This window comes from Metasolibacillus sp. (assembly GCF_025291715.1).
Taxonomy (GTDB): domain Bacteria; phylum Bacillota; class Bacilli; order Bacillales_A; family Planococcaceae; genus Metasolibacillus; species Metasolibacillus louembei.
This window is the reverse complement of sequence record NZ_JAMBIZ010000004.1, coordinates 83,860-105,172: the sequence shown is the minus strand read 5'-3', so window position 1 is coordinate 105,172 and position 21,313 is coordinate 83,860. Positions and strand designations below refer to the sequence as shown.

Sequence of the window (21,313 nt, the reverse complement as noted above, 5' to 3'; positions counted from 1 at the left end):
AGGGGTGATTGTATGCTACGTACAATGGTGACAGCAACAAATACATTAACACAGCTACAAACAAAGCTAGATACAATTAGCGATAACCTTGCAAACAGTAATACGCATGGCTATAAAACAAAGGATGCGCAATTTTCAGAGCTACTTTACCAGCAGTATAATAACGATAAATTAGATAAAACATTGCGCCAATCACCTGTAGGCATTCGATATGGTGTTGGGGCACATGTATCATTAATTCAAGCAAATCAAAAGCAAGGCTCATTGCAGCAAACAGACCGCGACCTTGATTTTGCGTTTACGAAGGAAAACCAATATTTTAACATTTTAATGCCTGATGGTGACGGGCAGCGTACAGTATATACACGTCAAGGTGATTTTTACGTATCACCGATGGGCAATGGACAAATGATGCTTGTCAATGGCGATGGACATCCTGTAGCAGATAGTGACGGTGAGGCGATTTATTTCCCTGATTTCGCAACAGGCTTTACGCTATCACCAAATGGTCGTTTGAATATAGAATATCCAGATGGTGATGTAATAGCAGTAGATTTAGCTGTATCAGAATTACAAAAGCCTCAGGTGATGGAGCATGTAAGTGGCACATATATTGGTCTACCTACAGATTTAGCAGGGCTCGGTTATACAGAAGCGGATATTTTGACTGATTTACAAGGAGTAAATCGTGGAGACATTGGCTTGAGCAATCAAAAATTAGAAATGTCGAATGTAGACATGTCAAAAGAAATGACAGATTTAATTGCGACACAGCGCTCATATCAATTTAATTCACGTGCAGTAACACTTGCAGATCAAATGCTGGGGCTCATTAATGGTATTCGATAAGCATGAGGAGTATAAGAAATGACGAACGAATTCAATGAACAAGATGTAGCTCCTAAAAAGAGAAGCAGACGTAACGAGGAAACAGAGCCAAGTGAAAGAGCGAGAAGAGCGCGCTGGGTACAAATACGCTTAATCCCTATTTGGTTGCGAATTGTACTTGTTTTAGCTTTATTGCTTGGTGCAGCAGCAGGTGGTGTGATGTTTGGCTACGGCTTTCTTGGAAGCGGAGAACCGAGCGATGCATTAAAATGGAGCACTTGGCAACATATATTTGATATTATTGAAGGAAAAGAATAAATGCTCTAGTTTGGAGTTGTCTTAAAAGGCAGCTCCATCTCACTAAATGAGCACAATATACATAATAGTGAACATGAGTGGAGGAATTTTTATGTTAAATGCAGAACAAATTCAAGCGATTTTACCACATCGTTACCCATTTTTATTAGTTGATCGCGTTTTAGAAATTGAAGTAGGCAAGCGCGCAGTAGGCATTAAAAATGTAACGATTAATGAAGATTTCTTTAATGGTCATTTTCCGGGCTATCCAGTAATGCCAGGCGTTCTTATTGTTGAGGCTCTCGCACAAGTAGGTGGCGTAGCGCTGCTAAGCTCAGATGATTTTAAAGGCCGCATTGTCTTTTTAACAGGCATTGATAATTGTCGCTTCAAACGTCAAGTGGTGCCAGGTGACCAATTGAAAATGGAAGTGGAGTTTGTCAAACTGCGTGGCCAAATGGGTAAAGGGCATGCTATTGCAACTGTTGATGGCGAGCTAGTATGTGAAACGGATATTTTATTTGCAATTGGTCCAGAGCAACCGAAATAATGATGTTGGATAAGTAACAATGGTTGTATAGACAATTTTTTCACATATTTTAGTACTATTTGCATTTACGAAGAAAAAATTATAAGATATATAAGTTGAGTTTTGAGGGGTTGGCTTTTTAAACGTAGGAGGTTTAAATTTTTATGTATAAAGAACTGTCTTCAGGTGTAAAGATAAGTATTACACGATCAATTTCCACATCATTTGAGCTTTATTTAGCGAGCATTGGTTGGGATGAAGATAAATTTTCAATGGAAGACTTTATGGCAAGCTGGCAGCAATACTTCACAGAAAATGCAGCTTGGTTTGATAAAGTACCTCACGAAGTATTAGTGAGTGAAGAATTTCATAATGAAATAGCAAAAAAAGTGGATGAAGTGATGGCGAAAATTTTAGATGAAGCGCCGACAAAGAAGCAAATTGACTCCATTGAAAAACTGCAAAAAAAATTAGGCACAAATTACAAATATGGCTGTAAGGCAGAAGCCGCATATGTTGAGCAATTGTTAAAAGAAAAATTGAAATAGATCTATAAAATGTTCGGATAGTTCCCTTCGTTCCAGGGCACTCTAATGAATGATCAAGTATTGATCATATTGAGTCCATGGAAAGGAGGGAATTTTTTATGTGGAAAGGCTTTTTAGCAGCAGCATTACTTGCTACATCATTTTTAGCTGGCTGTAACGCGGGGGACCGTAATGCGATGAATGACGACACACCAGCAAAGGAAATTCGTCGAGGGGTGGATGATGTTATCGATGATAACTATACACCACGCTACAATAACGAAATCAATAGTGCCCCTAACAGCACAGTGCCTCCAGCCCTACGTGATGAACGAAATGGTGCCGAGGTGGATCGCGTTGCCCCTAACGATGGTGTCGATAACGATGGCCGTGTAATTGAACGTCGTGTCAACGAAGAAGACATTATCGAGGACCCAGCAGACATGCGTGATCGCAACAATGTAGATAACCGCTAAAGAAAAACCAAAAGTGCTTCACAGCGCTTTTGGTTTTTTCTAATGGGTATTATTAAGTTAATAAAGCGGGTAAAGTCGCAAATAAACCTGAGAAGTCGCAAATAAATGCGAGAAGTCGCAAATAAATGCGAGAAGTCGCAAATAAACCTGAGAAGTCGCAAATAAATTCGAGAAATCGCAAATAAACCTGAGAAGTCGCAAATAAACCTGAGAAGTCGCAAATAAATTTGAGAAGTCGCAAATAAATTCGAGAAATCGCAAATAAATCCGAGAAGCCGCAAATAAGTTTGAGAAGCCGCAAATAAATTCGAGAAATCGCAAATAAGTTTGAGAAGTCGCAAATAAATGCGAGAAGTCGCAAATAAATCCGAGAAGTCGCAAATAAACCTGAGAAGTCGCAAATAAATCCGAGAAGTCGCAAATAAATCCGAGAAGTCGCAAATAAACCAAAAAAATCACAAACAAATGCCCCGATTTCTAGAACAAAAAATTATTTCGTCTAAAAGCATATCGTTGCCTGAAAAATGTGCATTAGCTACACGCCTTTCAGACAACTCTTTCCATTAATCAAAGTGTCAATTGTGACTATTGCTGTTTATTTAACTTTGGGCGCTCCTTCATATCATGCTGGAAACGCTGCAATAGTTCATCATTCGATAAACCTTCCTCTAATAGCTGCTGCAATAATTGCTCTGCATATTTTTGGCGTCGAGCTTTAATCGAGCCTTTTAATAATACGGATAAGCGATCACCGATTTCAGTAATGGCACTAACTATTAAAGAAAATGGTGCGGGTTCATTATCTGGAAAGGAAATAACAGCATGTGCGTCAAATACAGTTTGATTGTCCTCTAACGTTTTAAAAATTGAATAGTACTCATTTGGAATAAACAGCTCAAGCACCCAAGTTTGATGGCTATCCTCTAAGTTAATTGTTAAACCATCAATAATGTGAATGGGCTGAATAGCCTCTTCATTTAATAAATGAAATGCCATTAGTTTAAATGTCTTCAAACGAGCAGCCTCCCTTCATAATAGTTAAAGCCTCAATATTTGTTCTGGAAATGAATCTACTTTTAGTATAGCATACAAAAAATGCGAAACTTAATTTTTCGATATATTGCGGCTATCGCTTGTCAGAGCAATGTATTAGCAAGCTAAAATAGGTCAAAATAAATTTTTGCAATGTCGAAATTTAAAGTTTAACCCCCTAAAATGTTAGCAAATATGATTTTTCAGATTTTGCCAAATGAAATCATCATCATGTATAGTAGTGCTAACGAAGGAGGTGAATAAATGAATCAAATCGGACTTGTTGGACGTTTAACAAAAAATCCACAGCTAAGGCAATTATCTGATACGAAAGTACAAACGAGCTTCGTATTAGCCATTAATCGCAATTACCGCAATAGCGAGGGCAGTGTAGATGCAGATTATGTTTTGTGTGTCGCATGGGGAAGGCTAGCAGAACATATTGCGAAATATTGCGGGAAAGGTTCTTTAATTGGGATAAACGGGCGCTTACATACACGCTCCTATGTGAACAAAGAAAATAACCGTGTTTTTGCGATGGATGTTTTAGCAGAAAGCGTCCGATTTTATGCACTGAAACAGAGCGTGCCTGCAAACAATCCACCTGAGGAGTCCAGCGATGAAATGCAGCACGTCATGGAACACTTTGTTTTACCCGAAGATACACTGCCAACTGATCTGTAAAAAGAACTTCCACAAAACTAACTAACCTCTATCTTAAAACAATTAGAAAGGAGTGCAAAAACCTACCTCTTAATCGCATAATAATCTTTTCTGCGACGAGTAACCGCAGGAGCACAATTAAAAAATACAACTGAATAACAGAGAACCTAAAAGCGTCCTATCTTTTGGCGCAAAGATAGGACGCTTTCGTTTTATTTTACTAAATCAAGCGCAAAAAGCTCGCGTAGCTCATCATCTTGCAGCTCAGTAATCCATTTACTTGATTGGATAAGCTCCTCTGACAAAGCTGATTTTATCGTGAGCATTTTATCAATTTTTTCTTCAATTGTACCAATTGTCATAAATTTATGGACCTGTACAAATTGTGTTTGTCCGATTCGATATGCGCGATCTGTTGCTTGGTTTTCCACTGCAGGATTCCACCAGCGATCCGCATGCAATACATGGTTTGCAGCTGTTAAATTTAACCCTGTTCCCCCAGCTTTTAAGGACAAAATAAAAATTGGAAATGCCCCAGCTTGAAATGCCTCCACTAAGCGATCGCGCTGTTGCTTTGGCATGCTACCTGTTAAAAACGGTACATCAATATCGTACAGCTCAGCAAAGCAATGCTGTAAAATATTGCCCATGCCAATATATTGCGTGAAAATTAAACATTGCTCTCCATTATGAACGATTTCAGCCGTTAAATCGACAATACGTCTTAGCTTCACAGAACGGCTTAACATCGTCTCCGCATCATCAAAAGGCTCCTTTAAATAAAGCGCAGGGTGATTACATAGCTGCTTTAATTTATTAAGCATTTTTAAAATGCGGCCTCTTTTTTCAAAGCCTGTTAACTGCTCAAGCTGTGCTGCGGTATCCTCAATATAGCTTTCATATAAGGCAGCTTGCTCAGCAGTTAATGGGCAAAATTCTGGCATTTCTTGTTTTTCAGGTAAATTGAGCATTAAGTCTGAATCGCGCTTTGTCCGACGGAGTAAAAATGGCTGAATTTTTGCACGCAGCTGCTCCTTATGCTGCTCGGAATCATCGCGTTCAATCGGTAAAATAAACTGCTCTTGAAACTTGCTAAAGCTACCGAGATAACCTTTATGAATAAAATCAAAAATTGCCCAAAGCTCTGACAAGCGGTTTTCCACAGGTGTACCTGTTAATGCGATATGATGCTCACCACGCAACTTACGAATTGCACGTGATTGGATGGTTTGCATGTTTTTAATATTTTGTGCCTCATCTAAAATAATGCTTGACCAATTGAAATACTGTAAAAATTCCACATCCTGCGAAACTGTGCCATATGTTGATACGATAATATGAGGCTTCTCACGCTGGATTTCATCACGCAGCATCTCATCCTTTAAGCGATTTGCTCCATAATGTGTATAAACATTTAAGGAAGGTGCAAAGCGTGTAAGCTCTTTTTGCCAGTTGCCTAAAACCGAGGTCGGGCAAATAATAATCGCAGGCTCTGTGACATCAAGTGTATTTACCGTATATAAAAGATAGCTAATCGTTTGAATCGTTTTTCCAAGACCCATATCGTCTGCCAAGCAAGCCCCGAATTTTTGCTCACGCATAAAGACGAGCCACTCAAAACCTTGCTGCTGATATGGTCGCAGCTCAGCTTCTAGCTGGCTAGGTACAGGAATAGTAGGTAAGCCTTGTTTCTCCTGTAGCTGCTGTAAATAGTTTTGCAAAGATTGTTGGATTTGGAACGCTAGTATAGGGTCATCACGTTCTGCATCGTCTTCATCCAATTCCTCAGCAGGTGCAGTTAACGTTTCTGGTAGCTCTCTAAATAACAACTCTTTAACTGTCCATTGCTCATTAGTCGCCTTATCCATAAGCTCACGCATTTCTTGCATCCAAGCTGCATCAATGCGGAACCATTCCGTACCAATTCGCATAAATTCGCGCTTTTCATCGACAAGCTTTTGGAACTGTTCAGCAGAAATATTTTCACCATTCATTGAAAATTGCCATTTGAATGTTAACACATCATCAAGACTTGCTACAGAGCGAGTAGATGCTTGACCTGCACTTACTTGCACTCGCATTTTCGATTGCTTCAGCTCCTTTAACCAAGCAGGTAAAACAATTTCGTAGCTGAGCGCCTGTAAAACGGCAATATCATTACGCAAAAAGCCCTTTACTTGTTCATCTGTGAGCGGATGATAAATAAAGCTTTCACCATTTATATCATCTACAGTTAGTAATGATGCCATTTGTTGTTGGATAGCAGCGATATCAGCAGCGGCAGCTTTCCACTTATCAGGCAATGCTTCTTCAATTGCCAGTTCACGTTTGCGTATAGCGGGTGTCCAATGCCTTTCTGTTGAGGTAATTAAAATCGTTTCTAAAAGCCACTGTTGGCTTGTTTCATCGGGTTCACTTAAGCGTAGTGCTACCTTTAAGCCATCAGCATTGTGCTCAGTTTGCAATGGCCAACCGCCATTAATGAAAAAAGGTACAAGCTCCTCTAATTGATCAAGCTGTACGCCATTGCTTACAAGCTTTTGTGTAGCAGCAGTAGCTAAAATACACTCTTCATCATGAGCAAATTGTAGTATTTGCTCATGAAAGGAAGCGCTTTGCCAAAGCGTACTATTCGTCCACTGGGGAACAAGCTGTTGGAATTTTTCCAGCAAAGTATTTGAGCTAGCATCTGCGCCAATGATATGCAATAAAGGATGTTTAAAAGCAGGTGAGAGCACATCTAACAGTTCAGCGGCAGATAAGGTAATGTCACGTTCATCTAAAGGCACAGTAAGCCCATAAAAATTTGCTTCATATTTATAAAAAAGCTGTGTTATCCAACTCTCTGGAGGCACGATTAAACCATCCTCATGTAATGCCGTGATGGAGTAAAAGCCATTTTGAAGAGCTGTAATTTTTAAGCGCAGTGACTTTACAAAAGGTGATATCAGTATGTCAGTCATATAAAAACTCCTTAAATGAGATTGCTTTTATCCAGTTCTTCTTGCAATGCGCGCAATCGTTTATATTTTTGTTGCATCGTTTGCATGTAATTTGTCCAATAGGTCATTTTGCCAGCTTTTTTTGCAGCGCTTTTCATTGATTTCCAAATGCGAATCGCCTGCTTATAATTCATGCGTGATTTTTGGCGCAGCTCCTCTAACGCATAATAATGATAAAGCGGTAAGACAGCTGCAGGTGCCTCTTGAATAACAGTTTTCAAACCGCGCGCTTCCAAATGGCTAATAGAAGAAGGATATAACTGTTGAAGAGCTACCCACTCCTCATAACGTGCCTTCTGCAATAAAAAATCAGCATAAGGCTGAATGCCATAGCGACCGAAAGCTTGATAAAGTATTACTGCTTCTTGCTCAGATAGCTCAATAGCGGAATAAAGTGCATTAATGTCTTTAATAAATAATGGGCGCTGCTGTGGCGCAAGAGTCGTATGAATAAAGTTTTCTAAAAATGGTAGGATGACCTTTAATAATAATTGGAGACCTTCCATATAATGCTTCAATGCTAATTTAGCAATCGGCAAATAAAATGCGAGCTGTGATTGCTCTAAATAAGATAGTTGCTCATCAAGCTTTTCACAATCTTTTAATAAAACGTAGAAAAGAGTTCTGTTAACAGTCATTGGGAAATCACTTGTTGTATGCAACTTCTCTAATAGAAATAACTCTTTTTCATAGCGAGCTTTTTCAGTAAAGACTTCTGTCCAAATCGTTAAATAAAATTGAAAGCGTATTTGTGGTCTTCCACTACGCTCAAAAAGAAGCTCACGTACAAGATCCTGTATCGCATCGTAAAATGGATCTGTTGCAAATAAGCGCGATTTTGAGCCTAGCTCAGAAACAATTGTATGCACGATGTCTAAACGATGATTCATTGCTGCCTCAAAATAATAATTATCGATAGGTGAATTAGTGTGATTTAAATGAATCCAAAGCTTATTCAATACAGAGAGCTCCATAAATAATTTAAATAGTGGCTGCCATTCACGTTCAAGTGGTGTATAGCGTTGCAGCTTTGTATGTGTAGTTGTTAATAAGGCAGCAATAGAATAGCTTTCGATTGCCTTTGCGCCATGCAGTGAGTGCTGCATCACTTCGTCAACCATGCGCTGCCAGCTCTCGGGACTTCGCTCTGTCGCTAAAGATTTTAAATGAACATTTTTTTGTGCACGCCACTTGCTCGTCCATTCCTGCACAGAACCTAAATATTGATAAAGTCCTAAAATAACGCCGAGCTTATGACGGCAGCAATTTTGCTGGGGACATGTACATATAATAAGCTGTTGTCCAAAATCTACAGTTACTTCAGCAGGACGCACATCTTGAACAACAGTAAATAGCACATCCTTTTGTGGAAGAAAGCGTTCAAACAGCACAGATTTATTTCGCACAGAAAATACAGCACGACGCACAAGCTCCTCATCCTCTATGGATGATGGCTGCAACAAGCGCTCCATTTCTTCAAGTTGCTGACGAATAAACGCCGAATAGCGACGTGCTACATCAGATATTGATAAAGCCATAATAGTCTCTCCCCTAAAAAAGTCGTTCCTTCCATTATACCCCGAAACCGCAGTAAACGTAAGCCGAATGCATAAGTGTAATTGTGATAAAATAGAAGGGAGAATATAAATGAACAAAAAACTGTTACGCCGCTTGCCATTAAATAAATTTATGATCAAATATATAAAGAATTGGAGGAGCTAGCTATGAAAGATGAAAACTTACGCCAAGCTTTTGGAGCATGGGAGGAGTTAAGCCAAACCCCTGAATCTCGCATCGCCTATGAATCTCGTTTGAAATATATTTTGGATGAAGAAGCTGGTAAAAAAGACGCACATGCAGCAGGAGTTAAAGAAGGAATAGAACAGGGATTAGAACAAACAGCCGTCAACATGATAAAAGAAGGCGCAAGTGATGAATTTATTACAAAAGTGACAGGCTTATCTTTAGAAAAGGTTCAACAGTTACGCAATAGGCACCTTTAATGAATGGAGGAAGGTAGCAATGAGCAATAAAAATGCACAACAAAATTCTGATGACTGGAAAGGAATAGATCCGATTGTGGCAGAAAGCATTGTTCAAATATCACAGGAGAAGCCAATTTTAGATGCAGCAGCAGCCAAAAAAGACGCGCATGCAGCAGGAGTTAAGGAAGGATTAGAACAGACAGCTATTAATATGATAAAAGAAGGTGTAAGTGATGAATTCATCACAAAAGTGACAGGCTTATCCTTTGAAAAAGTTGAACAGCTACGCAAGCAACATCAATAACCTAAAATATCCGATTTCAAAACATCCAATAAATAATGTTTGAAATCGCTGTCTAATGGAGAAAATAAACTGTAATAAAAGCGAAAAGGTTTGAGGAGGGTGAAGGTGATTCGCATCCAGTTTATGAAGCCATTGTATACGAAAATGGCTGGGGCAAAGCTATGCCTTGTTTTTGCTTATCAGCATCTTTCAATTATAAAGGAGGATGAGCTGTTTCATTTTATTCCTTTAGATGGAAAGGAAATGGTTGTTAATTTAAAAACGTATAAAATTGAAAATGTATCAGATGTATTCGTATTCCAAAACGGTAGTCGATTTATACGAATCCCTCTCTACCAGCTCCTGCTAATTTCAAATGTCTATGATTATTTATTGCCAATCATTGAGGAAAAATTAGCGAATACAACGGTAGGAGATACATTTGAAGCAGAGCCAGAGACTTCTTCCATAATTCGTGAGCTAGAAGGAAAAAATGTTGAGCGTCTAATCGACTATGCCTTAACAGAGCGCAATGAAGCCATGTTTTACAATTTAGTTTGGCATTTAGAGCAACGTGATATGCTGTAACACCTTTCGGGAAAGTTTGAAAGGTATTTTTATCCCGTATTAACAGGCTGTGAGACCCCCTTCAAAACAACAGATAAAATCAAGGTGTTGAAGTGGGGGATCAAACAGCCTGTAAAAACCCGATTGGTGAACCTTCAATCAGTGGGGGATGAGGAAACCCCCCACTGATTGAAGGTTCACTTTATTATGATCTCTGATATACTGTAATTCAAATAAAATAGGATAAACTTCCCACTAAAAGCGCCGATATAAATAAAAAATGAGGTGAGGGAGGGATACGCACAAATGATGCTAGGTCAATGGAGTTCGCTCGGTTATTCTATACTCAACAATATGAATCGCCATTATGCGGCATCGAATAAAGCTTTACTACGCATTTCATCAGGTTATCGGATTAATAGCGCAGCGGATGACCCAGCAGGGCTAGCCATTTCTGAAAAAATGCGTGCCCAAATTCGCGGCTTAAATATGGCAGGGAAAAACATTCAAGATGGTATTGGACTTGTGCAAACAGCAGAAGGAGCATTGAATGAAACACATGCGATGATTCAAAGAATGCGCGAGTTAGCTGTGCAAGCAGCAAGTGATACTTTGACAGATAAAGATAGAGAACTTATTAATCAGGAGTACCAGCAGCTTAAGGAAGAAATTACTCGTTCTGCACAACAAACGGAATTCAATACGAAAAAGCTGTTAAACGGCGACCACGAAAATACACCAATAAAAATACAGGCGGGTGCCAATGCAGGGCAAACCATTGATTTATATATTGGTGGGATGAATTCGACAAGTCTTGGTCTTGATAACTCAGACATTTTAACACGTGAAAATGCAGATAAAGCAATTGGAGAGCTCGATGATGCGCTAAATAAGGTATCAAAAGAGCGCTCACGTCTGGGCGCTTACCAAAACCGTATGGAGCATGCCTACAATAATGTGATGAATACGGCAGAAAACTTAACGGCTGCTGAGTCACGTATTCGTGATGCCGACATTGCCAAGGAAATGATGAACTTTGTAAAGGCTAATATTTTGCTCCAAGCAAGTCAGTATATTATGCGCTTGCATATGCAGCAAGCTTATTCTGTACTAACATTGCTAGATGCTGGACGTAGATAGTAGGAGAAGGCTGTTTGAAAAGATGTCATCTTTTCAAACAGCCTTTGCTTTTGTATCGAATATTCGCTAAAAAGTGTGCTCCTGCGGTGACAATCACCGTCCTCGTCGCAAAGGCTCGGTCTCAAAATGTCTTTTCAGACTGAGCTTTTTCTTTTTTGTCATTTTTCCATAAATATTATTTCACATGATGTACGAAAAAGTTGTATACTGTTAAACAGTAGGTTTTCGAACCATTTTGCCAGAAAAGCGTTTATTATAATATACATTCGCTCTTGATAAATGAAAGGAAGTAACGAGCATGACAAAATCAATTTGTGTTGTTGGCTTAGGATATATCGGTTTACCAACAGCCGTAATGTTTGCAAATCATGGTGTAAAGGTACACGGAGTAGATTTAAATCCTGCTGCTGTTAAAAGCATTCAGGAAAAGAAACTACATATTGAAGAGGATGGTCTACAAGAACGCCTAAATAAAGCGGTAGACGAAGGGTTTTTAACAGCATCGACAACGCCACAAGAGGCAGATGTTTTCATCGTTGCTGTACCATCGCCAATTAACCCGGATAATACAGCTAACTTAGAATATGTACGTCAAGCAACAACTTCAATCGTACCGTATATTAAAGAAGGAAATTTAGTTATTTTAGAATCAACAGTGCCACCTAAAACAGTAGAGCACATTATGTTACCAGAGCTAGTGAAATCAGGGCTAGAAATCGGCACACAAATTTATGTTGCACACTCACCAGAACGCGTTATTCCAGGGCGTATTTTTGAAGAGCTCGTGAAAAACGACCGCATCGTTGGTGGAATCAACGAAAAATCGGCAGAGCTAACGAAGGAATTATATGAAACATTTGTTGAAGGCACAATCCATTTAACAGATGCGACAACAGCAGAGCTTGTGAAAGTTATGGAAAATACCTACCGCGATGTGAATATCGCATTTGCCAACGAGCTAGCAAAAATGGCGGACAAGCTAGATGTGAACATTTGGGAAGCAATTCAATTTGCGAACTATCACCCACGTGTAAACGTCCACTTCCCAGGACCAGGTGTTGGTGGTCATTGTATCGCAGTAGACCCATGGTTTTTAGTAGAAATCGGTGGTGGGCAGGCAGAAATCATCCACTTAGCACGCAATACGAATGACAGCATGCCAAGCTACACTGCGCAAAAAACACAAACAATTTTAAATCAAAATAAAATTGCAGGCGCTACTGTCGGCGTACTAGGCTTAGCATTTAAAGGAAACGTAGATGATATGCGCGAAAGCCCATCAACAATCGTTATTGATGAATTACAAAAGCTTGGCTTAAACGTTATATCATTCGATCCACATATTAAAGAAAACAAGCATGCGACACAAACGCAAAATTTTGATGAAGTGGTTGCGGTTGCAGATATTTTATTATGCTTAACAGACCATAAAGAATTCAAAGCATTAGACCCACAAGCATTTGTGTCACGCAATAAAATCGTATTCGATACGAAGAATTGTTTAGACCGCGCAAGCTGGGAGCAAGCAGGCTATCAATTCCATTTACTTGGAGATGCAAAAAACTAAAGAGTGCAAAAAGTGTTATGGAATGCTGGTGCAAGCCTGCTTCCATAACATTTTTTATGATATAATGATGAAAAAATATAGGAGGTAAACAGTGAATAAACGAGCACTTTTGAAACTTCCGTTGGCAAAATTGATGGATTTGAAGGTAGACTATGCGTTTAAGCAATTGTTTGGAAATGAAAAAAACAAAGAAATCACTGTTGTCTTTTTGAATGCAATTTTAAAGCGGACGGGACGAGATATCCTAACAGACATTTCCTTTCACAATATGGAAATTGGAGGGAGTATGAGGAAGATAAGCAGTCACGACTTGATTTATTAGTAAAAACGAAAACGAATGAATGGATTAACGTTGAAATTCAATTTACCAATCAATATGATATGGTCAAGCGTTCCATTTATTATTGGTCGAAGATATACACACAGCCATTACAAAAAAGAATGACATACAAACGCCTAACGCCTGTTATTGCCATTAATATTATGAATTTTGATTTATTTGGTAAAACTGAACAATTCCATACAACGTATCATTTATATGAAGATATCGAAAAAACATTGTTAACAGATGTGATGGAATTTCATTTTATCGAAATTCCAAAGTTATTGAGAGATTGGAAAGAACAAAAGTTAAATCCTTGGAACGATATACTTGCGAGATGGTTACTTTTATTAGGCATTGTCAATCATCGAAAAGAGAAGGAAATCTACGAGGATATTTACAAAGAGCTGGAGGCGATTGCAATGAAGGATGAACAATTATTTGATGCATTAACCCAGTGGAGAGAGCTTAGTTTAACAGAGGCGCAATACCATGCCTATGAAGGACGCCTAAAACGTATTTTAGATGAAGAAGCGGTAGTAGAAGAAGCAAAGCTGCGTGAACAAGAAGCGAGGGAGGAAGGGAAACGAGAAGGAATACAAGAAGGAATACAAGAAGGAATACAAGAAGGAGCAACAAACGCTCTTTTGGAAACCATGTTACAGTTGCTGAAAGACCGTTTTGTGGCAATCCCAACGGAGCTAGAGGAACGTATTCGTCAATTGAATGCTGAAAGTTTACAATTATTAATTAGAAATAGTTTTGATTTTACTAATCTGGCGGATGTAGAGCGATACCTACAAGCGAAATAAATAATTTTTAGTATCTAGCTATAGGAGGAGAGATGAGAAAGAATCTCTCCTTTTTCCATGCATATCATCAACAACTACCATTCACATACAACATGTACTATTATAGAGGGAAGGCACACAGGAAAGGACAATGTGAAATGAAAGAAACCGTACTTGGCATTCAAGTCAATACAGAAGGCTATGATGAGCTGTTACCTATCGTATTTGAACAAATCGAGCACAAGAAAAAATCATTAATCGTAGCGATTAATCCAGAGAAAATTATTAAGGCTAAGGAAGACCCTGCATTAAAGACATTACTGAACAATGCAGAATTCCAAATCCCGGATGGCATCGGCGTCATTCTAGCCTCAAAAATTCAAAAAGGGCAAATTACATCACGCGTAACAGGCGTCGATATGATGATGCGCCTATGCGAAGAAGCAGCAAAGCGCAGCAAGCCCATTTTCTTATATGGTGGTAAGCCAGGTGTTGCAGACAAAGCTGCTGAAAAGCTTCAAGAACTATACCCAAACATCCTTATTGCAGGAACACAGGACGGCTATGAAAAGGATAATGACAAGGTAGTAGCAAAAATCAATGAAGCAAAGCCTGATTTGTTATTCGTCGCAATGGGCTCACCAAAGCAGGAAAATTGGATTAATGCGAATCGTGATCAGCTTCATCCAACAATTTATCAAGGGGTAGGCGGCTCCTTCGATGTACTTGCAGGAAATGTAAAACGTGCCCCAGAAGCGTTCCAAAAAGTGGGGATGGAGTGGTTTTATCGTCTAATGAAAGAACCTCATCGCATAAAACGACAAATTTCGCTACCGCTGTTTTTGCTTGAAGTAGCAAGGGATAGAAAGAAAAAATAAACACTGTCGAAAAAAATATTGTGTAATCTTTGTAATAATAGATTGTTAAATTGTAATGTTAGTGTTACACTGTATCCATAGTAAGATTTCCTCTTATGATAAAGAGTTTAAAATTTTCCCTGCAAGGAAAAAAACGGTTGGTAGCCCAAGAAGAAGGTTTAAGCAGCAAATGCTTAAACCTTCTTCTTTGTCTATAAATTAAATAAAAAATAAATGCATAATCCAACAACACTAAAAATATAATGCCACTGTACGTTAAAAATAGAAAAAATGTAAAAGTTCAAAATTACTACATTATTTATTCGTTGTATTTATATGATATAAACTATAGAAAAGTGAAATATTAATCATAAAAATACTATAAAAAACGATTTTCTACTATATTTTTATAACGTACTTTATATAATTTAGAATAAAATGTTGTTTTATCAAGTAGTTTTATGTCATAATATAAGAAATTCGAAGTCACTCCAAGTACAGGTTTGTTATATTTTTTAAATGTAGCAAAACATGTCAATAATGTTTTTGTTTAAAAAAAGGATTGACATTGTAATTGTATACTACTAGAATTTATGTGTAGTTAGTTTATCTACACTATTTTTGTAGTGAGAGACTAAGAGATTATTTGAAATATGAGGAGGAAATTTTTCAATGGCTAACCAACCAAAGAAATACAAAAAATTCGTAGCAACAGCTGCGACAGCTACTTTAGTAGCATCAGCAATCGTACCAGTTGCTTCAGCAGCAAACTTAAGCGACATCTCAGGTAACACACACGAAGAAGCAATCAACGCATTAGTTGATGCTAAAGTTATCTCTGGATACCCAGACGGTACTTTCAAGCCTAACAAAGCTTTAACTCGTTCTGACGTAGTTAAATTATTAGGTAAATACTTAGAAACTGAAGGCTATGAGCCAGCTTCAAACTGGAAAACTAGCCCAGCTTTCGCAGATTTAAAAACTACTTCTAACGAAGAATTATTAAAATACGCTTCTGTAGTTAAAGAAGCAGGCGTATTCGTAGGTTCTAACGGTAACTTATTACCATCTGACCTAATCACTCGTGAAAACATGGCAATCACTTTAGTACGTATGATCAACACTTTAGAAGATGTTAGCTTAGAAGAATTCGTAGCTGGCGAAGATTTCAAAGGTGATGTTAAAGATCTTAACGCAGCTAAAGCAGAAGCTCGTTCAGCTATCTCTGTATTAGATTTTTATGACATCACTAACCCAGCAGTATCTGAATTCAACCCAAAAGGTAACACTACTCGTGGTCAATTCGCTTCATTCTTATACAAAACTGTAAGCACTGACTTCAGCAAAGTTCCAACGAACGAAGCTTCTGAAGTAGTACCTGAGAAGGTAGAAGTAGTAGAACGTTCTATCCAAGGTAAATTTGGCGAAAACGTTACTGTACAAGTTAAAGTAACTACAAAAGCTGGCGAATCTGCAGCAAACATTCCTGTAACACTTGCTATCAACCCTGCTGGAGTTGACCAATTATTACAAGAGCAAATTAAAGAAGAAGTTTTAACGAATGCTGAAGGTGTAGCAACTTATACTTACACTCGTTATGACAACAAAAACCAATCATTCACTGATACTGTAGTTGCTTATGCAAGTGCTAAAACAGGAGTTCGTTCATCTGGTGCAATTCACTGGGGTCAATCTCTTGAAATTAAAGATGTGACAGAAAAAGTTGAATTAGCTGATGGCGAACAAAAAGTTTACCAAATTTCAGGTGCTAAAAATAGATACCTATTTGTAACTTTCCAAGAAAACTTAAATGTATCTCCTGATAAAGCTCAAGATGCACAAGTATTAGGTTTAGGTGGATACGCTGGTAATGGTGCTTATACAACATCATTTAGCGGTAAAGTTTATGAATATACTACAGGTGGTAGCCAAGTTGCTTTAATTCGTTTAGATGCAAATGGTAAAGCGAACCTAACAATTACTGGTAAAAACGCTACTGTAACACCAGTTGTATATGATGCTGGTTCTTCTACAACTCAACCAGTTGAAGCAGCTTCTTATAGCGCTACTGCATTACAAGCAAAAGGTACAACTTCTAAATTTACTGCTGAAGCGTTATATGATTTAACAATTGCAGCTGAAGGTAAACAAGAAGCAGCTGATTATGCTGGTACGACTGAAACAGGTGGTCGTGACTATGTAGTAACTCTTAAAGACAAAGCTGGTAAAGCTTTATCTAACGCAGAAGTGAAAATTGGCTTCAGTAAAGCTACTGGTACAGCTAACCCAGTTAATGATGTATATGTAATCGAAGGTAAAACTTCAACAAAAGTTACTGGTGATGGTGCATTTGTTACAGTAACTACTGATAAAGATGGTAAGGCTAAATTCACTGTTACTGGTGCAAAAGACGAGTTCGTTACTCCAGTTGCATTCATTGGTAACTCTTTAACTGACAATCGTATTAAAAAATCAGGTGAAATCACATACTTCCGTACTGTATACGCAAGTGATTACACAAGCGTGTTAAACATTTCAGATAATGCAGATGCTGATAATAAAGCAACTAGCAAAATCGGTGAAGGCAAAACAGCTAAATTCACTTACCAATTATCTGACCAAAATGGTAAAGCACGCTCATACACTGCTGCAACAGAAGTAACATTCACTGTTCGTGCTGGTTCTCAACCAGTGACAATTGCTGGTGAAGCAACAGAATTAGCTCCATATGAGTACCGTACAGTTAAAGTTACGTTACCAGCAGGTAGCAAAGATGCTTCTCTTCTTGTAACAGCTGCTAAAGCTTCTGAAGTATCTGTAACTGCTACAGCTACTAGCAATGGTTTATCTGGTTTAACATCTATTACTAAATCAGTTGAATTCATCTCTGGTGCTACTACTTCAGCATTTGATGTAACAATTGCTTCTAAAGTTGCTGATACAGCTACAGCAGATATTGCTTCAGTAACATTAACATTTACTGAAACTGTAAACCGTAATGACCTTTATGTTTCAGCTCCGCTTAATGCGACTGTTGGAACTACTTCAAATGATAAGCAGTTAGTTGTGTACTTCAATACACCGAAAGTATCAGAAAATGGTACATTCACTGTTTACTACAAAGGTAAAGGCTATACTTTCCAATATACTGGCGGTAAACTTGTTTTACAACCTGCAGTGTAAATTGTAATTTAAAAACCAAGGGGATAATATTCCCTTGGTTTTTCTTTTATATAAAATGAAAGCGTTATATAATGCCATGTAAGTCCTAATATAGAACTAGCAAATTATAAATTATCTAATTAAGGAATTTGTTATTTAATCGTAACAATATTGTTATAGTGGCTTTTACATATAATAAGGAAAACAGTCAAGAAATAGTGTATAATAAGAATGTTATTTAAAATGTGATATAAAAGGATTGAGAAAATGCACTTTAAAAATAAAACTAGAAAATACATATTACTTGGAATTATTGCTTTTATTTTTGTTGGCATAATTGCTGCAAATATACTTGCAAATAAACAAGATGCTACTTTTGAAACTGAAGAATTTATATATCAACAGGCAGTTCAGCAATATCAATCAGGAAATTATGCTGAAGCACAGAAATTAATTGCTGATTTAGTTGTAGAAAAAGCAGATTCTGAACAAGTTAATTATTTAGCAGGATTGATTGCAGCAAGTGTAGGAGAGTACCCATCAGCTGCTGTCTATATGCAAAAAGCACTTGATATTAATCCACATAATGTAGAAGCACCGATGTTCATGTTACAATTTGGAGAAGTATTGTTTTCTGCTAAAAGATTCGATGATGCGAAAATTGTGTTAGAACGTTGTAAAGAATGGAATTGGATGCCTGAAGACTATCCGCAGTACCAAGAGCAAGTGCAGGAAATGTTAACAGAGATTGAGAATATGAAATAAGGAAGGTAGCTATATATGACTTCGTTTTATGAAGAACTTCACAAATCAGATAGGATGAGTGACGAAAAAGAGAATGCTCAGTCAAGAGTGAATGTAGATAGATGGATTTTTAGATTACTATTGCTATTAATAGGTGTAATGCCTCTTATTGTGTTTGCTCATGTTGAGCAAGTAACTAGTCCACTAATTTCTAATCAAGATGTTTTAATGTCTGGAACAAAAGGAGAACTTTTTACTTATTTTAAAGCATTCTTTGTATTAATAGTGACATTTATTGCAGGAGCATTATTGTTAGCAAAAGTCTTTTTGATGGGAGGAACTATTCGTAAAACAACTTTAAATTATGCTTTAGCAGTTTTAGCAATTATGGTTGTTATAGCGACAATTGCCTCCCCTAATATATCAGTTACTTTAAGTGGCCTGTACAATCGCTCAGATGGTGCAATTAGTTGGTTATGTTATATTGCCTTAATGTTTATTGCAATGAATATTGAATATCCTAAACATGTAATGAAATACATTCTATATACACTAATGCCTTTTGTTGTTATTAATCTTTTTATAATTACAATGAATTTTTATGGGAAGGATTTATTACAAAACAATTGGGTGAAGAGTTTTGTATCATCAACATTACCTGAAGGGGCTAGCATAGGCGAAGGATCTCAGTTATTAGGTACACTTAACCAATGGAATTATATGAGTGGCATGTTTGCTATAATGACAGTGATGTATTTAATGGCTGCTATCTTGGGGAAAACGAAGAAAAATGCATATAGTTATTTAATATTCGCCATTATGTCTATAACAGTTTTATTCATGTCACTATCTACAACAGGTTTTTTAACATTTATTGTTTTATTACCAATGATATTATTTGTAGCTTTAAAAAATGTAAATAGAGTTAAGAGTCTTACTATAATTGCTATATTTATAGTAGCAACCATTCCTATATTTCATATTTTAGCAAGTAAAGAAGCTGGAATTTGGACTGAATCAATTGGTTTTATTATAGATTCAAACCCATATATTGAAACACCAAAGGAAGTATCAAAAGAAAGTGGTAGCTACCACTTTGATTGGGAGAATAGAGCATACGCCTCTGATGACTTTGAAATTCCAACATTGCTAAAGCATGGTACCATATCAAAGGGGTCTGGACGGATTTATATATGGGAAAAAACTTTTAATTTAATATCTGAAAGGCCCTTTTTAGGATATGGACTGGATACATTATTGTATAATTTCCCACACAATAATATTGATGCACGTGCAGGTATTCTCACAGAAACAGTAATTGTAGATAAACCTCATAATATGTACATAGGTATGCTTTATGGTACGGGTTGGATTGGTTTTATAGCTATGATTATGGTTATAGGGATTTCTTTTATACGCTCATTAAAGGCAATAACTCAAGTGAATAACGAGGCTGTGTGGATAATAGGGATTGCTTGGCTAGCTTATTTAATTCAGGCAATATTTAATGATAGCCTTCCGAGTATCTCAGCACCTATGTGGGTTCTAGCAGGAATAATGATGGCATTGACATTTACTCATAAGGAGATAAAAAATGGAAGAAACAATTGAATTACGGCAGTTATTTAACATCATTTGGAAAGGTAAAGCAATCATAGCAGTAAGCACAATTATATGTATACTATTTGCAGGAATTCTAAGTTGGTTTGTATTAGAAGAAAAATATGAATCTAAGGCTATGATTCAAGTAGTGAGTGGTATACAGGACACTGGAGCAATGGCCAATTATATTGCGGCTGAATTTAAGCCAAATATTTATGCGGAACGCATTCAAAATAAATCACTTATGCAGCAGGCATTTGCAGATGCTAATATAAAAAATGAATTTTTATTAGAGAATTTAGTTACAAAAGTTGAAATGGATTCACTAAATAATAATGTTGAGTTAAGGTACACAAGCAATAATGCACAATCGGCGCAATTAGAACTACAAGTATTAATAGAAGCGACAAAAAACTTAATGAACGAAGCTATCCAAAAATCATTGAAGGATGTAGAAGCTTTATATACAAACGAAATGAGTAACTTATCAGTCGAATTAGAAGAAGTAGTGAAATCATATAATGCTATAATTAGTAATAACAATTTGCCAGAGGTTCTAATTTTGCAAACTGTAGTAGATACAAATAATGGTATAATTTTAAATGCTTCAGAACAACAAAAATCGGCTTTATCTGATATTAATGGAGAGTTACAAAATCAATTATTACAGCTTCAGACCGAGATTCGAGCAAAATCAGATGAATACAAAAACGTGCTAATCAATTATCAATCAATTAAAACAAACTTAAATAACTTTAAATCTGATTCGTTTATTCGTGTAATCACTGAGCCAACATTAGCTGATGATCCGTTAGCACCAAGTAAAGTGCTGAATTTAGTACTAGGGTTAGTTATTGGTCTAATGCTAGGTTTGGGAATAGTATTTCTCCGTGCTTACTGGAAAAATAGTGCTCCTGTAAATTGAAATTAGAAAGGTTT

General features: G+C 37.2%; 20 protein-coding genes and 1 pseudogene. 18 read left to right on the top strand and 3 right to left on the bottom strand.

The window, feature by feature from the left end:
• Positions 1–12 precede the first annotated feature (12 nt).
• The 5 genes from M3Z76_RS04405 (at position 13) to M3Z76_RS04385 (ending at position 2,657) form a co-directional block, all read left to right on the top strand.
• A complete protein-coding gene (locus M3Z76_RS04405) occupies positions 13–849 on the top strand; it encodes a flagellar hook-basal body protein (RefSeq protein ID WP_293921537.1) in 837 nt (278 codons plus the stop codon).
• 18 nt (positions 850–867) lie between these two features.
• Positions 868–1,146, top strand: coding sequence for a DNA-directed RNA polymerase subunit beta (locus M3Z76_RS04400; protein WP_293921538.1), 279 nt, complete (start codon positions 868–870; stop codon positions 1,144–1,146).
• Positions 1,147–1,237: 91 nt separating this feature from the next.
• Complete coding sequence (gene fabZ, locus M3Z76_RS04395) at positions 1,238–1,675, top strand: 3-hydroxyacyl-ACP dehydratase FabZ (protein WP_293921539.1); 438 nt, start codon at positions 1,238–1,240, stop codon at positions 1,673–1,675.
• Positions 1,676–1,818: 143 nt separating this feature from the next.
• Positions 1,819–2,202: a hypothetical protein gene (locus M3Z76_RS04390; protein WP_293921540.1), complete on the top strand. Its 384-nt coding sequence runs from the start codon at positions 1,819–1,821 to the stop codon at positions 2,200–2,202.
• Between the two features lie 98 nt (positions 2,203–2,300).
• Positions 2,301–2,657 carry a hypothetical protein gene (locus tag M3Z76_RS04385; RefSeq protein ID WP_293921541.1) on the top strand — a complete coding sequence of 119 codons (357 nt, stop codon included), beginning with the start codon at positions 2,301–2,303 and terminating at the stop codon, positions 2,655–2,657.
• A 585-nt stretch (positions 2,658–3,242) separates the two neighbouring features.
• Here M3Z76_RS04385 and M3Z76_RS04380 read toward each other — a convergent pair.
• Positions 3,243–3,671, bottom strand: a complete 429-nt coding sequence (locus M3Z76_RS04380; RefSeq protein ID WP_293921542.1) for a YwpF family protein — start codon at positions 3,669–3,671, stop codon at positions 3,243–3,245.
• Between the two features lie 282 nt (positions 3,672–3,953).
• Between M3Z76_RS04380 and M3Z76_RS04375 the strand changes: the two genes are divergently transcribed.
• A complete protein-coding gene (locus tag M3Z76_RS04375; RefSeq protein WP_293921543.1) occupies positions 3,954–4,373 on the top strand; it encodes a single-stranded DNA-binding protein in 420 nt (139 codons plus the stop codon).
• A 191-nt stretch (positions 4,374–4,564) separates the two neighbouring features.
• Here the strand turns inward: M3Z76_RS04375 and M3Z76_RS04370 are convergent, their stop codons facing one another.
• Together M3Z76_RS04370 and M3Z76_RS04365 are read right to left on the bottom strand one after the other, a co-directional pair.
• Positions 4,565–7,315, bottom strand: a complete 2,751-nt coding sequence (locus M3Z76_RS04370) for a DEAD/DEAH box helicase (protein WP_293921544.1) — start codon at positions 7,313–7,315, stop codon at positions 4,565–4,567.
• Positions 7,316–7,326: 11 nt separating this feature from the next.
• Positions 7,327–8,892 carry a hypothetical protein gene (locus M3Z76_RS04365; protein WP_293921545.1) on the bottom strand — a complete coding sequence of 522 codons (1,566 nt, stop codon included), beginning with the start codon at positions 8,890–8,892 and terminating at the stop codon, positions 7,327–7,329.
• Between the two features lie 186 nt (positions 8,893–9,078).
• On the opposite strand from M3Z76_RS04365, the gene M3Z76_RS04360 reads away from it, so the two are divergent.
• The 12 genes and pseudogenes from M3Z76_RS04360 (at position 9,079) to M3Z76_RS04300 (ending at position 21,299) form a co-directional block, all read left to right on the top strand.
• Positions 9,079–9,357: a hypothetical protein gene (locus M3Z76_RS04360; protein WP_293921547.1), complete on the top strand. Its 279-nt coding sequence runs from the start codon at positions 9,079–9,081 to the stop codon at positions 9,355–9,357.
• A gap of 19 nt (positions 9,358–9,376) precedes the next feature.
• Positions 9,377–9,643: a hypothetical protein gene (locus M3Z76_RS04355; protein ID WP_293921549.1), complete on the top strand. Its 267-nt coding sequence runs from the start codon at positions 9,377–9,379 to the stop codon at positions 9,641–9,643.
• Positions 9,644–9,748: 105 nt separating this feature from the next.
• Complete coding sequence (locus tag M3Z76_RS04350; RefSeq protein WP_293921551.1) at positions 9,749–10,210, top strand: transcriptional regulator; 462 nt, start codon at positions 9,749–9,751, stop codon at positions 10,208–10,210.
• Positions 10,211–10,498: 288 nt separating this feature from the next.
• Positions 10,499–11,329: a flagellin N-terminal helical domain-containing protein gene (locus M3Z76_RS04345; protein WP_293921626.1), complete on the top strand. Its 831-nt coding sequence runs from the start codon at positions 10,499–10,501 to the stop codon at positions 11,327–11,329.
• Between the two features lie 298 nt (positions 11,330–11,627).
• Entirely contained in the window at positions 11,628–12,896 is a 1,269-nt protein-coding gene (locus M3Z76_RS04340; protein ID WP_293921553.1) for a nucleotide sugar dehydrogenase, read from the top strand.
• A 133-nt stretch (positions 12,897–13,029) separates the two neighbouring features.
• Positions 13,030–13,799: pseudogene (locus M3Z76_RS04330) on the top strand (Rpn family recombination-promoting nuclease/putative transposase); the annotation flags it as partial.
• Complete coding sequence (locus M3Z76_RS19820; protein ID WP_483310143.1) at positions 13,773–14,030, top strand: DUF4351 domain-containing protein; 258 nt, start codon at positions 13,773–13,775, stop codon at positions 14,028–14,030. The pseudogene M3Z76_RS04330 and the gene M3Z76_RS19820, both read left to right, overlap by 27 nt.
• Before the next feature lie 137 nt (positions 14,031–14,167).
• A complete protein-coding gene (locus M3Z76_RS04320; RefSeq protein ID WP_293921554.1) occupies positions 14,168–14,887 on the top strand; it encodes a WecB/TagA/CpsF family glycosyltransferase in 720 nt (239 codons plus the stop codon).
• 651 nt (positions 14,888–15,538) lie between these two features.
• Positions 15,539–18,049, top strand: coding sequence for an S-layer homology domain-containing protein (locus M3Z76_RS04315; protein ID WP_293921555.1), 2,511 nt, complete (start codon positions 15,539–15,541; stop codon positions 18,047–18,049).
• Positions 18,050–18,295: 246 nt separating this feature from the next.
• Entirely contained in the window at positions 18,296–18,793 is a 498-nt protein-coding gene (locus tag M3Z76_RS04310) for a tetratricopeptide repeat protein (RefSeq protein WP_293921557.1), read from the top strand.
• A 15-nt stretch (positions 18,794–18,808) separates the two neighbouring features.
• Positions 18,809–20,383, top strand: a complete 1,575-nt coding sequence (locus M3Z76_RS04305) for an O-antigen ligase family protein (RefSeq protein ID WP_293921559.1) — start codon at positions 18,809–18,811, stop codon at positions 20,381–20,383.
• Complete coding sequence (locus tag M3Z76_RS04300) at positions 20,367–21,299, top strand: Wzz/FepE/Etk N-terminal domain-containing protein (protein ID WP_293921561.1); 933 nt, start codon at positions 20,367–20,369, stop codon at positions 21,297–21,299. Before M3Z76_RS04305 ends, M3Z76_RS04300 begins: the two co-directional genes overlap by 17 nt.
• Positions 21,300–21,313: the final 14 nt, after the last annotated feature.

Excerpts from the sequence above, each read along its gene's own strand:
- M3Z76_RS04405 (WP_293921537.1), top strand. The coding sequence starts at position 13 with ATGCTACGTACAATGGTGACAGCAACAAATACATTAACACAGCTACAA.
- M3Z76_RS04400 (WP_293921538.1), top strand. The coding sequence starts at position 868 with ATGACGAACGAATTCAATGAACAAGATGTAGCTCCTAAAAAGAGAAGC.
- fabZ (WP_293921539.1), top strand. The coding sequence starts at position 1,238 with ATGTTAAATGCAGAACAAATTCAAGCGATTTTACCACATCGTTACCCA.
- M3Z76_RS04390 (WP_293921540.1), top strand. The coding sequence starts at position 1,819 with ATGTATAAAGAACTGTCTTCAGGTGTAAAGATAAGTATTACACGATCA.
- M3Z76_RS04385 (WP_293921541.1), top strand. The coding sequence starts at position 2,301 with ATGTGGAAAGGCTTTTTAGCAGCAGCATTACTTGCTACATCATTTTTA.
- M3Z76_RS04375 (WP_293921543.1), top strand. The coding sequence starts at position 3,954 with ATGAATCAAATCGGACTTGTTGGACGTTTAACAAAAAATCCACAGCTA.
- M3Z76_RS04370 (WP_293921544.1), bottom strand. The coding sequence starts at position 7,315 with ATGACTGACATACTGATATCACCTTTTGTAAAGTCACTGCGCTTAAAA.
- M3Z76_RS04365 (WP_293921545.1), bottom strand. The coding sequence starts at position 8,892 with ATGGCTTTATCAATATCTGATGTAGCACGTCGCTATTCGGCGTTTATT.
- M3Z76_RS04360 (WP_293921547.1), top strand. The coding sequence starts at position 9,079 with ATGAAAGATGAAAACTTACGCCAAGCTTTTGGAGCATGGGAGGAGTTA.
- M3Z76_RS04355 (WP_293921549.1), top strand. The coding sequence starts at position 9,377 with ATGAGCAATAAAAATGCACAACAAAATTCTGATGACTGGAAAGGAATA.
- M3Z76_RS04345 (WP_293921626.1), top strand. The coding sequence starts at position 10,499 with ATGCTAGGTCAATGGAGTTCGCTCGGTTATTCTATACTCAACAATATG.
- M3Z76_RS04340 (WP_293921553.1), top strand. The coding sequence starts at position 11,628 with ATGACAAAATCAATTTGTGTTGTTGGCTTAGGATATATCGGTTTACCA.
- M3Z76_RS04320 (WP_293921554.1), top strand. The coding sequence starts at position 14,168 with ATGAAAGAAACCGTACTTGGCATTCAAGTCAATACAGAAGGCTATGAT.
- M3Z76_RS04315 (WP_293921555.1), top strand. The coding sequence starts at position 15,539 with ATGGCTAACCAACCAAAGAAATACAAAAAATTCGTAGCAACAGCTGCG.
- M3Z76_RS04310 (WP_293921557.1), top strand. The coding sequence starts at position 18,296 with ATGCACTTTAAAAATAAAACTAGAAAATACATATTACTTGGAATTATT.
- M3Z76_RS04305 (WP_293921559.1), top strand. The coding sequence starts at position 18,809 with ATGACTTCGTTTTATGAAGAACTTCACAAATCAGATAGGATGAGTGAC.
- M3Z76_RS04300 (WP_293921561.1), top strand. The coding sequence starts at position 20,367 with ATGGAAGAAACAATTGAATTACGGCAGTTATTTAACATCATTTGGAAA.